Source organism: Lactococcus sp. LG1074 (assembly GCF_017309525.1).
GTDB classification, from domain to species: domain Bacteria; phylum Bacillota; class Bacilli; order Lactobacillales; family Streptococcaceae; genus Lactococcus; species Lactococcus petauri.
Window position 1 is genome coordinate 544,519 of the sequence record NZ_CP071293.1, and the last position, 13,925, is coordinate 558,443.

15 protein-coding genes and 1 riboswitch are annotated in these 13,925 nt (G+C 38.5%); of the genes, 10 read left to right on the forward strand and 5 right to left on the reverse strand.

Annotated features, from left to right (window positions below):
• Positions 1 to 182: 182 nt before the first annotated feature.
• The gene (locus J0J36_RS02635) at positions 183 to 1,547 is read left to right on the forward strand and encodes an acetyl-CoA carboxylase biotin carboxylase subunit (protein WP_019293790.1); all 1,365 of its coding nucleotides are present in this window, start codon (positions 183 to 185) and stop codon (positions 1,545 to 1,547) included.
• A gap of 579 nt (positions 1,548 to 2,126) precedes the next feature.
• Here the strand turns inward: J0J36_RS02635 and J0J36_RS02640 are convergent.
• Positions 2,127 to 3,062, reverse strand: a complete 936-nt coding sequence (locus J0J36_RS02640; RefSeq protein ID WP_019335676.1) for a glycosyltransferase family 2 protein — start codon at positions 3,060 to 3,062, stop codon at positions 2,127 to 2,129.
• Positions 3,063 to 3,375: 313 nt separating this feature from the next.
• Between J0J36_RS02640 and accD the strand changes: the two genes are divergently transcribed.
• Positions 3,376 to 4,242, forward strand: coding sequence for an acetyl-CoA carboxylase, carboxyltransferase subunit beta (accD, locus tag J0J36_RS02645; RefSeq protein WP_040086536.1), 867 nt, complete (start codon positions 3,376 to 3,378; stop codon positions 4,240 to 4,242).
• Positions 4,235 to 4,990, forward strand: coding sequence for an acetyl-CoA carboxylase carboxyl transferase subunit alpha (gene accA, locus J0J36_RS02650; RefSeq protein WP_019293787.1), 756 nt, complete (start codon positions 4,235 to 4,237; stop codon positions 4,988 to 4,990). The genes accD and accA overlap by 8 nt, the downstream gene beginning before the upstream one ends.
• Before the next feature lie 63 nt (positions 4,991 to 5,053).
• On the opposite strand, the gene J0J36_RS02655 is transcribed toward accA, so the two are convergent.
• Complete coding sequence (locus J0J36_RS02655; protein ID WP_017368954.1) at positions 5,054 to 5,296, reverse strand: GlsB/YeaQ/YmgE family stress response membrane protein; 243 nt, start codon at positions 5,294 to 5,296, stop codon at positions 5,054 to 5,056.
• 143 nt (positions 5,297 to 5,439) lie between these two features.
• Here J0J36_RS02655 and J0J36_RS02660 point away from each other — a divergent pair, with 143 nt between their 5' ends.
• Complete coding sequence (locus J0J36_RS02660; protein WP_019335674.1) at positions 5,440 to 5,790, forward strand: arsenate reductase family protein; 351 nt, start codon at positions 5,440 to 5,442, stop codon at positions 5,788 to 5,790.
• 30 nt (positions 5,791 to 5,820) lie between these two features.
• Here the strand turns inward: J0J36_RS02660 and J0J36_RS02665 are convergent, their stop codons facing one another.
• Entirely contained in the window at positions 5,821 to 6,681 is an 861-nt protein-coding gene (locus J0J36_RS02665) for an exodeoxyribonuclease III (RefSeq protein WP_019335673.1), read from the reverse strand.
• 229 nt (positions 6,682 to 6,910) lie between these two features.
• Here J0J36_RS02665 and metG point away from each other — a divergent pair, with 229 nt between their 5' ends.
• Positions 6,911 to 8,899: a methionine--tRNA ligase gene (gene metG, locus J0J36_RS02670; RefSeq protein WP_153924603.1), complete on the forward strand. Its 1,989-nt coding sequence runs from the start codon at positions 6,911 to 6,913 to the stop codon at positions 8,897 to 8,899.
• Positions 8,900 to 8,931: 32 nt separating this feature from the next.
• Here metG and J0J36_RS02675 read toward each other — a convergent pair whose 3' ends face one another.
• Positions 8,932 to 9,777 (reverse strand): SDR family NAD(P)-dependent oxidoreductase, encoded by an 846-nt coding sequence (locus J0J36_RS02675; RefSeq protein WP_019335671.1) that lies wholly within the window; start codon positions 9,775 to 9,777, stop codon positions 8,932 to 8,934.
• A gap of 142 nt (positions 9,778 to 9,919) precedes the next feature.
• Here J0J36_RS02675 and J0J36_RS02680 point away from each other — a divergent pair, with 142 nt between their 5' ends.
• The 3 genes from J0J36_RS02680 (at position 9,920) to J0J36_RS02690 (ending at position 11,545) form a co-directional block, all read left to right on the forward strand.
• On the forward strand, positions 9,920 to 10,159 hold the full coding sequence (locus tag J0J36_RS02680) for a DUF2829 domain-containing protein (RefSeq protein WP_004258747.1): 240 nt from the start codon (positions 9,920 to 9,922) through the stop codon (positions 10,157 to 10,159).
• Positions 10,152 to 10,871 carry a 3-oxoacyl-ACP reductase gene (locus J0J36_RS02685; RefSeq protein WP_019335670.1) on the forward strand — a complete coding sequence of 240 codons (720 nt, stop codon included), beginning with the start codon at positions 10,152 to 10,154 and terminating at the stop codon, positions 10,869 to 10,871. The genes J0J36_RS02680 and J0J36_RS02685 overlap by 8 nt, the downstream gene beginning before the upstream one ends.
• A gap of 62 nt (positions 10,872 to 10,933) precedes the next feature.
• A riboswitch (PreQ1 riboswitch) is annotated at positions 10,934 to 11,037 on the forward strand.
• Complete coding sequence (locus J0J36_RS02690; RefSeq protein ID WP_019293781.1) at positions 11,036 to 11,545, forward strand: QueT transporter family protein; 510 nt, start codon at positions 11,036 to 11,038, stop codon at positions 11,543 to 11,545. (Overlaps the previous riboswitch by 2 nt.)
• Before the next feature lie 54 nt (positions 11,546 to 11,599).
• Here J0J36_RS02690 and J0J36_RS02695 read toward each other — a convergent pair whose 3' ends face one another.
• Positions 11,600 to 12,358 (reverse strand): Cof-type HAD-IIB family hydrolase, encoded by a 759-nt coding sequence (locus J0J36_RS02695; protein WP_207785065.1) that lies wholly within the window; start codon positions 12,356 to 12,358, stop codon positions 11,600 to 11,602.
• 178 nt (positions 12,359 to 12,536) lie between these two features.
• On the opposite strand from J0J36_RS02695, the gene J0J36_RS02700 reads away from it, so the two are divergent.
• A complete protein-coding gene (locus J0J36_RS02700; protein ID WP_019335669.1) occupies positions 12,537 to 13,319 on the forward strand; it encodes an ankyrin repeat domain-containing protein in 783 nt (260 codons plus the stop codon).
• Positions 13,320 to 13,437: 118 nt separating this feature from the next.
• Positions 13,438 to 13,863 carry a universal stress protein gene (locus J0J36_RS02705; RefSeq protein ID WP_019293778.1) on the forward strand — a complete coding sequence of 142 codons (426 nt, stop codon included), beginning with the start codon at positions 13,438 to 13,440 and terminating at the stop codon, positions 13,861 to 13,863.
• Positions 13,864 to 13,925: the final 62 nt, after the last annotated feature.

Sequence of the window (13,925 nt, forward strand, 5' to 3'; positions counted from 1 at the left end):
GCCACAGTTAGTCTGTGGCAACTTTTAAAAGTAAGTATACTTTGAAGTTTAAAAGCTTTGAGTTTACTGATCGTGGCTTTTGCCACTATAATCCCAAATAATGCACCGAGCTCAAGGCCTGGTGACACTCTTTTATACCAGAAACAGAGGATAAAAGAGAAATTGGTAGGAGTTATCAATCTATGTTTAATAAAATTTTAATCGCCAATCGTGGTGAAATTGCTGTACGTATTATTCGTGCGGCACGCGAACTCGGTGTCGCTACTGTTGCCGTATATTCAGAAGCTGACCGTGATGCATTACATGTAGCACTGGCAGATGAAGCTATTTGTATTGGCCCAGCCCGTGCAACAGAGTCTTATCTGAATATGAATAATATTCTAGAAGCCGCTGTTGCTACTGGAGCCCAAGCCATTCATCCAGGTTTTGGTTTTTTGAGTGAAAATTCAAAGTTTGCACGTCTTTGTGAAGAAATGAATATCAAATTTATCGGTCCCTCAGCTCAGGTCATGGATATGATGGGAGATAAAATTAACGCGCGTGCAGAAATGGTCAAAGCAGGCGTTCCTGTTACGCCAGGTTCTGAAGGTGAAGTGTATACGAGTGAAGAAGCACTGGATTTAGCCAATAAGATTGGTTATCCTGTCATGCTGAAAGCATCAGCCGGTGGTGGCGGAAAAGGTATCCGTAAAGTCAGCAATGCTGAAGAACTCGTCCCCGCTTTCGAAGCAGCTACCGCTGAAGCCAAAGCAGCTTTTGGCAATGGTGCAATGTTTATCGAACGAATGATTTTCCCTGCACGTCATATTGAGGTCCAAATCTTAGCAGACCAACATGGTAATGTTATTCACTTAGGAGAACGTGATTGTTCCCTCCAACGTAATAACCAGAAAGTTCTTGAAGAAAGCCCATCTGTCGCGATTGGACATACTTTACGCGAACGTATCTGCCAAGCAGCTGTCAAAGCAGCAGCGCATGTGAACTATGAAAACGCAGGAACAATTGAGTTTCTCTTGGACGAAGCTTCAGGCGATTTCTTCTTCATGGAAATGAATACACGTGTACAAGTTGAACATCCCGTAACCGAGTTTGTTTCAGGTGTGGATATTGTTAAGGAACAAATTCGAATTGCAGATGGTCAAGAACTGTCTGTGAAACAAGAAGATATTGAGTTCAAAGGACATGCTATTGAGTGCCGTATCAATGCAGAAAATCCAAAATTTAACTTTGCCCCAAGCCCAGGTAAAATCACCAATCTGTTTCTACCAAGTGGTGGTGTAGGCCTACGTGTGGATTCCGCTATGTATACGGGATATACTATTCCACCTTATTATGATTCAATGATTGCAAAAGTCATCGTTCATGGCGAAAATCGTTTTGAAGCCTTGATGAAAATGCAGCGTGCTTTGATGGAATTCGATGTGGAAGGTTTAACAACCAATATTGACTTCCAGCTGGAATTAATTTCAGATGATAATGTTATTGCCGGGGATTATGATACTAGCTTTTTAGCCAATACATTTTTGCCGGAGTATTTGGAAAAATAAAAGCATGAAGTAACTTGATGAGTAAATCATCAAGTTTTTCTATCCTTGTAAGGTTATGTTGACTGCTAGGGAATACATGTCTCGCAGTTTTAAGGCTCTTGCTATTACCTTGGTGCGATGTTATAATAAGAGTAAATAAAAAGGACTTGCGCTAACAAGTCCCAAGTAGCCGTATTAAGAACGGTAGCCGATTTTTTGTTATAAATAACGTCAACGGGCTAAAGTTGGACGTTATTTTTTATTGTCTTTATCATAAACTTTGAGCACTAATAATGCAAATGCAATCATGAGTGTCAAGGTTTCATAAGTTGACAAGAAAAATTGTCGCCTTTCTGCATTGTGAGGTTATCACCTACAATTTTTCATAAGTATCACCTCCCAGTTGGGCTACCGTCCATAAACTTCTGCTTTCATTATTATATCACACGAAAACCAACTAAAATAGGCCATAAATGGCTTACAATACTCACAAAGACTTAGTAAAATTTGAGAGCAAACTCCTATCCTTCATCAGCAACCCTAAATCCATTTTTCATCGAGAAAGTACAAAAAACAGAAAGTGGGAACTTTCTGTTTTTTTTATTTATCAATATTATCCTCTTTCACAAAGTAATTTGGACGTTGTTTGGTTTCGAGGAAGACCTTAGAAAGATATTTTCCAATGATACCGAGAGATAAAAGTTGTAATCCACCAAGCATAAGAATAAGAATAATCAGAGTAGGAAAACCTTGTACAATTTCGCCCCAGATGATGGTTTTCAACGCATAAAAAAGGCTCATACAAAGCGAGATAAGGAAGCTAATAAAACCGATAAAGGTAGCTAGGCTAAGTGGGGCATCTGAAAAGTTAATGATACCGTCAATCGAGTAGTGTAATAAGCCCCAAAAGCTCCAAGAGGTTTTGCCAGCTACCCGCTCGACATTATTGTATTCCAAATAGAAAACATCGTAACCCACCCAAGAAAAGAGACCCTTAGAAAAACGATTGTGTTCAGGGAGCTCGAGGATACTATCAACGACTTGCCGTGTCATCAAGCGATAGTCTCGCGCTCCATCCACCATTTGAGTGCTTGAGATTGTGTTCATAATCTTATAAAAAGCTCGAGCAAAAATTGAACGAATAAAGGGCTCATCTTTCCGTGAAACTCTTCGTGTTCCCACAATATCGTAACCTTCTTGAAGCTTATCATACATCTCGTTGAGCATACTTGGTGGATCTTGAAGGTCAGCGTCCATAACAGTTACAAAATCACCTGAAGCGGCACGAAGACCAGCCAAAAGTGCTGCCTCTTTACCGAAATTTCTCGAAAAGCTAATATATTTAACATTGGAATGCTTTTGACTCAGCGTTTTTATCACATCAAGTGTACGATCAGAAGAACCATCATTAATAAAATAAAAGGTTTTATCAAGTGGTAAGTCTAAAGTTTGGGCATTAACTTCATCAAAAAAGAGTTCAATCGTTTCTTCCTCGTTATAAGCAGGAACAATAATCGATAAAGTTTTATTTTTCATGAAAAACTCCCTTCTTCTTGATGAGAAATATATACATAAACCTTGTATTTTAATAGAATTAAACTCTTCATATTATAACATAGTTTGAAAGAGGTAAAGGAAGTTATGACGAAGTTTTGGCGAAATGAATACGTGTGTGTTCTTATATAATTCCGCCATTTTTGGACACTTATCTAGTTCTTGACGAATTTAATTTTTGCGTGTATAATTATATAATTAGACAATTAAAATAAAAAGAATGTAAGCAGATAGAAATCTGCTTAAAGACGTTCGTTATCAAGATGTAAAAATTTTTGATACAAAGGAGAAATAATTGGCTCTCTTTCAAAAGAAAAAATATATTAAAATTAACCCTAATCGTTCAACTGTTCAGGGAGAAATGACGAAGCCTGAAGTGCCTGACGAGCTTTTTGCTAAATGCCCGGCCTGCAAACACAGTATTTACAGCCAAGACCTTGGCGCAAGTAAAATCTGTCCACATTGTAGCTATAACTTCAGAATTACTGCGCCAGAACGTTTGAAACTTTTAGTTGATTCAGACTCATTTACAGAAATGTTCACTGGAATTGAAAGCAAAAATCCGTTAAACTTTCCGAACTATGCTGAAAAGCTTACGGCGACTAAGGAGAAGACCGGACTGGATGAAGCTGTAATGACTGGTACAGCGATGATTAAAGGCCAAAAAGTGGCTTTAGCAATCATGGATTCAACTTTTATTATGGCTTCTATGGGGACTGTTGTCGGTGAAAAAATCACACGACTTTTTGAAATGGCAACTGCTGAAAAACTTCCAGTGGTTATTTTTACGGCTTCTGGTGGTGCACGGATGCAAGAAGGAATTATGTCTTTGATGCAGATGGCGAAAATCTCAGCAGCTGTCAAGAAACATTCTAATGCAGGTTTGCTCTACATTACAGTCTTAACAGATCCGACAACAGGCGGGGTAACAGCTTCTTTTGCCATGCTTGGCGATATTATCTTGGCTGAGCCACAATCTTTGATTGGTTTTGCGGGACGTCGTGTGATTGAACAGACAGTGCGTCAAACGCTACCTGATGACTTCCAAAAAGCAGAATTTCTGTTGAAACATGGCTTTGTCGATGCGATTGTTAAACGTCAAGAAATGCGTGAGAAATTAGCCTTACTCTTGAAATTTCACGGAGGTGTAAAAAATGTCTGATATAGCAGAAATTATTAACAAAGCACGTGCTAACGATCGCGTTTCAGTACGGGAAATTATTTCAGAAATTTTTACGGACTTTTTTGAACTTCATGGCGATCGTCAGTTTACAGATGACGAAGCCATTGTTGGAGGGATTGCAACTTTTCAAGACAGAGCTGTCACCGTCATTGGTATTCAAAAAGGAAAAAATCTCGAAGAAAATTTAGCAACAAATTTTGGTCAACCTAGTCCTAATGGTTACCGAAAAGCCTTGCGATTAATGAAGCAAGCAGAGAAGTTTAAGCGTCCAATCATTACTTTTGTCAACACTGCCGGGGCTTATCCAGGGATTGAAGCAGAAGAACGTGGGCAGGGTGAAGCGATTGCGCGCAACCTTTTTGAGATGTCCGATTTGAAAGTTCCTGTTTTAACTTTTATCACTGGTGAGGGTGGTTCTGGTGGAGCCTTAGCTTTAGCAGTCGCAAACAAGGTTTATATGTTGGAAAATGCCATGTATTCGGTTCTTTCTCCAGAAGGTTTTGCAACAATCTTGTGGAAAGATGGCTCACGTCGTGATGAAGCAGCCGATTTGATGAAAATAAAAGCTGAAGATCAGCTTGAAATGGGGATCGTTGAGGGTGTTGTTCAAGAAGAAAACCTTATGGAAAACTTGAAAACGATTATTGAAAAAGATCTCAACAGCTTGGTACAACTTTCAGAAGAAGAACTTCAAGAAAGCCGCTACCAACGTTTTAGAAAATATTAATTTTATACAAGCAAGAGATAATTGCTTGTTTTTTTGTTAAAAAAAAAACGCTCTATGAACGTTTTAATTATCCTTTTTACCAAATAAAGCGGAAGCTACAAGTACGACAATAATTGCACCAACGATTGAAGGGATGAGTGACATTCCAGCCAATTGTGGTCCCCAGTTTCCTAAAAGCTTTTGTCCAACAAATGAGCCTAAAAGTCCCGCCACAATATTTGCAATACAGCCCATACTTGAGCCTTTTGATGTGATTGCTCCAGCAGCCATACCAATGAGAGCACCAACTATAAGTGACCAAATCATAAAATAATCTCCTTAATTTATATTCTTATCTTATTTTAACATAATCTTTATTTTCTTTAAAATTGCATCCCCCTGTAAAAGTAATAAAAACGAGCAGCTTTGCCCTAGTTTTTGTTAAAATAGAGAACAAGGGAGGATGACAAATGTACGACTTTTATGAATATCCTAAATGTTCAACTTGCCGTAAGGCAAAGGCGACTTTGGATAATCTAGATATTGATTATAATGCTATCGATATTAAGCTAACCCCACCAACAGCTGAGCAATTTGAAAAATGGTTTGCAGAGGTTCCTGTTAAAAAGTTTTTCAACACCAGTGGCTTGGTTTATCGTGAGATGGGCTTAAAAGACAAGTTAGCAGACTTGAGCGAGCACGAAGCAGCGGAACTCTTAGCTTCCAATGGGATGTTGGTTAAGCGCCCACTGATTGTTAAAGATGATAAAATTATTTTGATAGGTTTTAAAGAAGAAGCGTATCAAGAGCTTGCACATTAAGAAAGAAAAGCACGACAAAAGTCGTGCTTTTTAGATATTGATTTCTAAAACGATGGGAACATGATCTTGACGAGCACCTGAATCTAAAGGTTCTGCGCGTGTAATCTGCTCGGCAATGCGGTCAGAAACCAGCCAATAATCGATTCTCCAGCCAGAATTATTGATTTTAGCTGTACGAGAGCGTTGAGCAAACCATGTGTAGATACTGCGTTCTGGCGCATAGTAACTTTCTACATTGCCATGAATTTTACGGAAGCTGTCTGTAAATCCAGCATCTAATAAAAGTCCAAACTTTTCACGTTCTTGATCAGTAAATCCGGCAGAATTACGGTTTCCTTTAGGATTGGCAAGGTCGATTTCTGTGTAAGCAGCATTAAAATCACCACATGCTAAGACAGGTTTTTGGAGGTCAAGCATTTGTAAGTAGGCGCGATATTGATCATCCCATTGTCCACGTAAGTCCAAACGGTTAAGACCATCACCCGCATTTGGTGTGTAAACTGTTGTGATGAAAAACTCGGGGAATTCTAAGGTGATGATACGACCTTCGCTATCCATGGGCTCTGGCGCTCCAATCTCAGGCATGGTGATGATTGGTTCAGGCAAACTTTTCTTATAAAGAAACATTGTTCCCGAGTAACCTTTACGTGCAGGTGGTGTACTGATACGGTGAACAATTTCATATTCTGGGAAATGGCTGGCTAAAACATCAAATACTTTGTTTGTTTTTTTGAGGTCACCATTGAGCTTTGTTTCTTGAATAGCGATAACATCGGCTTCAGATGTGGCAAGTTGGTCAACCACAGCCATTGATAGAGCTGCACGATCACTCGTACCGGTCAATGCTGCGTTTAACGAATCAATATTCCATGAGATAAATTTGTAAGTCATAATAAAATCCTTTTGTCTTTATTAGGTTAATTATAACATACCTTATCGGTTGGCAAATAACACGGGAAACTGAGAGTAAATTTATTTTAGCGAAAAATCAGTAAAACTTATTTAGAATAAGATTTACTTGAAAAGGATATGCTATAATAGAAACAAGGCTTTTTTCAATCTACAATTGGAAAAATACTAATCAAGTGGCTTTCATTAGGGCACGAATTAGGAGAAAAAAATGACTGAAAACAAAAACTTTTATATCACAACGCCGATTTATTATCCCTCAGGGAAATTACATCTCGGTTCAAGCTACACAACGATTGCTTGTGATGTTCTCGCACGTTACAAACGTTTGATGGGCTTTGATACGTTTTATTTAACAGGCCTTGATGAACACGGCATGAAAATTCAACGTAAGGCTGAAGAGTTGGGAATGACACCTAAAGAATATTTGGACCCAATGGCGGAAGATGTTAAAGAACTGTGGAAAATGCTGGATATTTCTTATGACAAATTTATCCGTACTACAGATAAATATCATGAAGAAGCCGTTCAAAAGGCATTTGAACAACTTCTAGCACAAGACGATATCTACTTGGATAAATATGCGGGTTGGTATTCTGTTTCTGATGAAGAGTTCTTTACGGAGACACAGTTGGAAGAAGTTTACCATGATGCAGATGGTAAAGTCATTGGTGGTAAAGCTCCATCAGGGCACGAAGTAGAATGGGTCGAAGAAGAGTCATATTTCTTCCGTATGAGCAAGTATGCGGACTGGCTCTTAAGTTATTATGAATCACATCCAGATTTTATCCAACCTGAGATTCGCAAAAATGAGATGATCAACAATTTCATTAAACCGGGCTTGGAAGACTTGGCTGTGAGTCGTACGACCTTCACTTGGGGGATTCCTGTAAAATCCAATCCGAAACACGTGGTTTATGTTTGGCTTGATGCCTTGCTTAACTATGTAACTGCTTTAGGTTATGGTTCAGATGATACCAGCAAACTGGATAAATTCTGGCCCGGTGTGAATATGGTCGGAAAAGAAATCGTACGTTTCCACACTATTTACTGGCCAATCATGCTTCATGCTTTAGGTATGCAACCACCAAAACAAGTCTTTGGTCATGGATGGTTGGTGATGAAAGACGGTAAAATGTCAAAATCTAAAGGAAATGTCGTTTATCCTGATATGTTGGTGAATCGCTATGGTTTAGACACAGTGCGTTATTATCTCATGCGCGCATTACCTTTTGGTTCTGATGGTGTCTTTTCACCAGAAGACTTTATTGACCGTATCAACTATGATTTGGCAAATGATCTTGGAAACTTACTCAATCGTACAGTTGCTATGGTCAATAAATATAATGGTGGTGTTTTGGTTAAGAATGACGCAACAACAGAATTTGATGCTGCCTTGGAAACAGTCCTTGCTGAAACTTTGGAAAAATTCCACACAGCTATGGATAAGTTTGAATTCAATGTTGCTTTAAATGAAGTTTGGGTTCTTATCTCACGTACAAACAAATATATCGATGAAACAGCGCCTTGGGTCCTTGCGAAATCTAAAGATGACAAAGATAAACTTAATAATGTGCTTTATCATTTAGCAGAAAATCTTCGTATTGTTGCGGCACTCTTGCAACCTTTCATGCGTGCAACAAGCAAGAAGATTTTTGGTCAATTAGGTTTAACTGAAGAAGAGTTCTCTTTAGAAGATTTAGCTTTTGGTTACGAATTTACGCATAAAGTTGTAGAAAAAGGTGAACCTGTCTTCCCTCGTTTGGATAAGGAAGAAGAAGTAGAATACATCAAGTTACAAATGGCTGGTGGAAAACTTCCTGAAAAAGAATGGGTGCCAGAGGATGTTAAACTCAATCTTACTTTACCAGAAATTAAGTTTGATGATTTTGAAAAGATTGAGTTGAAAGTCGCTGAAGTTCTGGAAGTCAGCCGTGTTGAAGGTTCAGATCGTTTGCTTCGCTTTAAGTTAGATGCAGGTGATGAAGAACCACGTCAAATCTTGTCAGGAATTGCCGAATTTTATCCTAACGAACAAGACTTTGTCGGTAAAAAATTACAAATCGTGGCGAACTTAAAACCACGTAAAATGATGAAGAAATATGTCAGTCAAGGGATGATTCTCTCTGCTGAATTTGATGGTAAGTTGCGTGTGCTTGAAGCACCTGCTGACGTACCTGCCGGATCATTAATCGGGTAATAAAAATAGAGAGCAAGAAGTGCTCTCTATTTTTATTTTTTACGCTTACCCATTTGTTTCAATCCGAGATTAAAAAATTTAATATAAAGTTTAGGATGTGCACGCGCTGTATGTACCATCATACGGTCCAAAAAGGAGTTGTAATAACGAGCTTGAGCTTTCTTATCTGTTGCTGCTTTATAAAAAACTTGTGCCAAATCCGCAGAAGTCGCTGAACTCCCAAAGTTACCACTAAGTGCTGCGCGTACAGTTTGAACTAAAGGCTGGTAAGGGCTATCTGGATGAAGATTTTTTTCGGCATTTTCCATAGCGATGGTACTCCAGTTGGAAGCAGTACCGCCTGGTTGTACAACGATTGATCGAATGCCAAAAGCTTTAACTTCCGTATCAAGAACATCAGACCATTGTTGCATTGCAGCTTTTGTCGCATGATAAAAAGCACCTAGCGGCATGTAGACATCACCACCGATACTTGAAATGTTAACGATTCGTCCAAAGTGTTGTTGACGCATGATGGGAAGGACCAGTTGTGTCAATTCTACAGCTCCAAAGAAATTTGTCTCAAATTGTTTGCGAACATTTTCCATGGGAATTTCTTCAGCGGGACCATACTCACCGTAGCCGGCATTATTGATTAACACATCAATTCGTCCTGCATGATTAATGATATGTTGGATAAAGTTTTGGTTACTTTTGCTGTCTGTAACATCAAGTTTTAGTGGGATAATTCCCTCATCAGTGGGGATTTTTTCAACACGACGTGCGCCAGCATAAACCTGCCAACCGCGTTGAGCAAAAGTTTTGGCAGCTTCATAACCCATGCCGTTTGATGCACCGGTGATGATAACAATTTTTTGATTATTTTCTGTATTTTTCATAGCTTCATTCTAGTTGAAGCAAATCATCTTGTCAAGCTGAAACAAAAAATGACAAAATAAAGCACAAAATGTTAAAATTAAAACACTAATTAAAACACTACTAATATAAGAAGAGTGATGCAGTTTCAGAAAGGAATTAAAGATGACATTTGAAGAAATTCTTCCAGAACTTAAAGCAGGGAAAAAAATAGTACGCACAGGCTGGGGAGGCGCAGAAAACTATGTTGCCTTATATGACAGTATTACACTTGATAACGGTGAAAAACTGCAAGTTACACCTTACTTTCTGATTAATGTCACAGGAGAAGGTGAAGGTTTTAGCATGTGGGCGCCTACACCTTGTGACGTATTGGCGACAGACTGGATTTTAGTGAATGACTAATCAAAAATTTAAAGGGAAAAAGGTTCTAGTAACAGGAGCAGCCAGCGGAATTGGTCAAGCCCAAGCGCAGGCTTTTATACAAGCAGGTGCAGAAGTTATTGGCGTGGACTTACAAGAATTCTCTGCAGATTTTAGGACTATCGTCTGTGATGTTTCCTCTCCTGAAAAGGTAGCACAATTAGCCGCACAGGTAGGTGAAATTGATATCTTGCTTAATACAGCAGGTCGGCTTGATGACTATCGGACGATGGAAGACACGGACTTTTCACTTTGGAAAAAAATCCTAGCAACTAATCTTGACAGTATGTTTCTCGTGACCTCTGCCTTTTTGCCTCAAATGAAAAAGCAAAAGTCTGGTGCAATCATCAATATGGCTTCAGTTGCCGGTCTAGTTGCCGGTGGTGGAGGTATTGCCTATACTGCAAGCAAGCATGCTATTGTTGGTTTTACAAAGCAACTTGCCTTAGATGAAGCGCAGCATGGTATCCAAGTTGCCGGTATTGCTCCTGGCGCCATCGATACACCGATGAACGCTAAGGATTTTACTGAAAATAATGGAGAAATGGCAAAATGGGTAGCAAAAGAAACTCCAGCAAAACGCTGGGCAAAACCTCAAGAAGTTGCAGATTTGACCCTATTTCTAGCCAGTCCAGAAAGTTCCTATTTGACGGGGGCAGTGGTTCCTATCGATGGCGGCTGGACAATCAAATAAAAACTCAGTCTTTAAGGCTGAGTTTTTTATACCCCAGAGAAGTCTTTTCATTTTTCAAGAAAATTGATATAATATAAAAGTTGCAAATTATCAGCAATCCTCAGGACTTTTAACCTTTGCCTGAGCATATTACAGGCGGTATTCAGCCGCTAAAGGAGAAAAAATTGAAAAAATCTACTGTTTACGACATGGTGACGATTGCCATTGTTGCTGCTCTTTACGTTGTCCTTACGATGACACCACCACTCAATGCCATTTCATATGGTCCCATGCAATTTAGGATTTCAGAAATGCTCAACTTTACAGCTTTCTTTAATAAAAAATATATTATTGCTGTGACTATTGGATGTATGATTTCAAACTTCCTCAGCTTTACTTGGGTTGATGTTATCGTGGGTGGTCTGTCAACGCTTATCTTCTTGACTTTAGGAGTGCTACTTTTTGAACGCTATATGAAACAGTACTTTTTCAATGGTCAGCTCAATAAAGCCTTTTTCTACTTTGCAATATTTTTCTCAATCAGTATGGTAACTATCGCTTTGGAAATGCATTTTCTTTTCGGAATGCCTTTCTTCTGGACCTGGTTTACATTAGCTGTGGGTGAATTTGCAAGTTTGCTTATTGGTGCAATTATTATGGATAAACTGGGCAAGCGGATTGACTTGACCAGATAAAATAAGAGAATAAAAAAAGCAGTGTGTCTAGAGGACGCTCTGCTTTTTTGGTGTCTAAATAAAGTTCCAATGTTTAAAGGCATTCACAATACCTTTTTCTGTATTTTTACTGCTGATAAAATCAGCGATTTCTTTGAGTTCAGGTACTGCGTTACCCATAGCTGTACCATGGTCTGCAGCAGCTAAAAGATGGAGGTCATTTCGTCCATCACCAAAAGCATAGGTTTCCCCCTTAAAGTTGAGGACGTCCTTCACATGTGTAATCCCAGTACCTTTATTGGTCGAGATGTTTGTAATATCGATAGAAGTAGGAGCATTCATAAAGAAATTAAGTTCGGGCATCTGTGCTTTGTAATAATCCACTTGTGACAGTTTATCAGTCAATAACAAGAGCATATTGACTTCTTCTGATTTGTAACCTTCGGGGTCAATCTCGGGAAGTGGCATATGTGTATAAGCATAAGCTTGACGGACAAAATCCGTATGACGATCTACCCAATAGCCCTCTTTGCCATAAAAGGCAAGTGCTTCGTCTTGCTCGATAGCTAACGTGTGTAATTTTTCGATGTTTTCAATTGAAATAGGATCTTTATATATCGTTTGGCCATCTAAAACAATATATTGTCCATTCATAGCAACAGCACCGGTGATGCCAGTGGCTGCCATAATATTGTCAAGCTCAAAATGTCCACGTCCTGTGGCAATAAAGGGAAGGACACCATTACGGCGAATTTCGTGAATAGCATCGATGACATCAGGGTCTAGCTGACTCTGTCCGTTAAGTAAAGTTCCGTCAAGGTCAAAAAAGGCCAAAGCCTTGTAAGCGTTTATATTTTCCGTAAGTTCATTGTATCACAATAGTATATTTTATTGTTAATAATCTTCTTTTAGTATTATCTATCCTGGATTATTTCAAAACCACTCTAAAAGTTATAAGTCAGAATTTTTTTAATAATATACGATAAATGTTAAGATGAACTTATAGCATAGAATGAAACGAAAGGATGTGGTTGCTTTGAGGAAATATCTGATTCTCTCTGGACTAGCCTTTGTTCTTTTAGTAGGCTGTTCCAAACAAGATAATCAAAGTTCTCATGAAGGCGAAGCTAAACAAAGCACTACGATTTCGACTTCACAAAAGGCAGCATCCACCAACGAAAAGGCAACTTCGAAAAAAGAGGAGGTCAAACCGATGAAAGTTTTAGAGGCTGTAACAGAAAAGAAGAGCTTATCTGAAATTGAAAAAAGTATCAAAGCTAATCAGTCAGATATTAATGAGAGGAATGCACAAGGAGAATCACCTTTACTTATCGCGACTCATGAAAATAATGTTGCCCTAGCTCAGCTATTGATAGATAATGGGGCAGATGTTAATTTACAAGATCACATTCAAGACTCGCCTTACCTTTACGCAGCGGCTCAAGGTAAAACCGAAATCCTGCGATATATTTTGCAACACAGTAAACCTAACCAAAAAGTCTATAACCGCTTTGGAGGAAATGCTTTGATTCCAGCAGCTGAAAAAGGACATTTGGAAAATGTGAAAATGTTACTGGAAGACGGTCAAGTGGATATTGATCATCAAAATAATTATGGATATACAGCATTGATTGAGGCAGTGGCATTGAGAGATGGTTCAGCACACTATCAAGAAATCGTGAAGACCCTCTTGCAATATAAAGCAAACACTGAATTACGTGATAACAATAATTTAACGGCCTTAGATTATGCCAAACAGCTCGGATATTCAGGTATGATTAATTTATTAAGTTAAATAATATGGATATAAGCCAATTCAATGAGAAAAAAGTGATAAAAAACAAAAATTTTAAACTTTTTATTGGACTTTGATATGAAAATATCTTATAATAAAGAAAAAGGAGGCGTTTACAATGAGAGAAAATTACAAAAATATTTTAGTCGCAGTAGATGGATCTGATCAAGCAAATCAAGCTATCCAAGAAGCTATTGAGATTTCTAAAAGAAACCAAGCATCTTTATTTGTAGTACATGCTAAAGACGTTGCGCAGCTGTATGGCACAGCTTACATCATGCCAGCTGTTTTGGAAGAAGCGGAAAAACAATCAACAGAAATTCTTGATGAAGCAGGAAAACTTATTGGTGACAAAGTTGAGTACAAAGCTTTTCAAGTGAGTGGTTCTCCTAAAAAAGAAATCGTTGATTTTGCTGAGGAAAATGATATTGACTTGATTGTTATGGGTTCAACAGGTAAAGGTGCTATTGACCGTGTACTTGTGGGATCAACTGCAAGTTATGTTGTTAACCATGCACCATGTAATGTTATGGTTGTAAAATAATGAAGCAAAATAAAAGTCGAAAGCACAAGCTTTCGGCTTTTTAATGTCTTAAAAGCCAGTAT

What these genes read in the sequence shown, in the direction of transcription:
- J0J36_RS02685 (WP_019335670.1), top strand. Translation starts at nt 10,152, where the DNA reads ATGACTAATCAAAAATTTAAAGGGAAAAAGGTTCTAGTAACAGGAGCA.
- J0J36_RS02680 (WP_004258747.1), top strand. Translation starts at nt 9,920, where the DNA reads ATGACATTTGAAGAAATTCTTCCAGAACTTAAAGCAGGGAAAAAAATA.
- J0J36_RS02675 (WP_019335671.1), bottom strand. Translation starts at nt 9,777, where the DNA reads ATGAAAAATACAGAAAATAATCAAAAAATTGTTATCATCACCGGTGCA.
- J0J36_RS02700 (WP_019335669.1), top strand. Translation starts at nt 12,537, where the DNA reads ATGAAACGAAAGGATGTGGTTGCTTTGAGGAAATATCTGATTCTCTCT.
- metG (WP_153924603.1), top strand. Translation starts at nt 6,911, where the DNA reads ATGACTGAAAACAAAAACTTTTATATCACAACGCCGATTTATTATCCC.
- J0J36_RS02635 (WP_019293790.1), top strand. Translation starts at nt 183, where the DNA reads ATGTTTAATAAAATTTTAATCGCCAATCGTGGTGAAATTGCTGTACGT.
- J0J36_RS02660 (WP_019335674.1), top strand. Translation starts at nt 5,440, where the DNA reads ATGTACGACTTTTATGAATATCCTAAATGTTCAACTTGCCGTAAGGCA.
- J0J36_RS02640 (WP_019335676.1), bottom strand. Translation starts at nt 3,062, where the DNA reads ATGAAAAATAAAACTTTATCGATTATTGTTCCTGCTTATAACGAGGAA.
- accA (WP_019293787.1), top strand. Translation starts at nt 4,235, where the DNA reads ATGTCTGATATAGCAGAAATTATTAACAAAGCACGTGCTAACGATCGC.
- J0J36_RS02705 (WP_019293778.1), top strand. Translation starts at nt 13,438, where the DNA reads ATGAGAGAAAATTACAAAAATATTTTAGTCGCAGTAGATGGATCTGAT.
- J0J36_RS02665 (WP_019335673.1), bottom strand. Translation starts at nt 6,681, where the DNA reads ATGACTTACAAATTTATCTCATGGAATATTGATTCGTTAAACGCAGCA.
- J0J36_RS02655 (WP_017368954.1), bottom strand. Translation starts at nt 5,296, where the DNA reads ATGATTTGGTCACTTATAGTTGGTGCTCTCATTGGTATGGCTGCTGGA.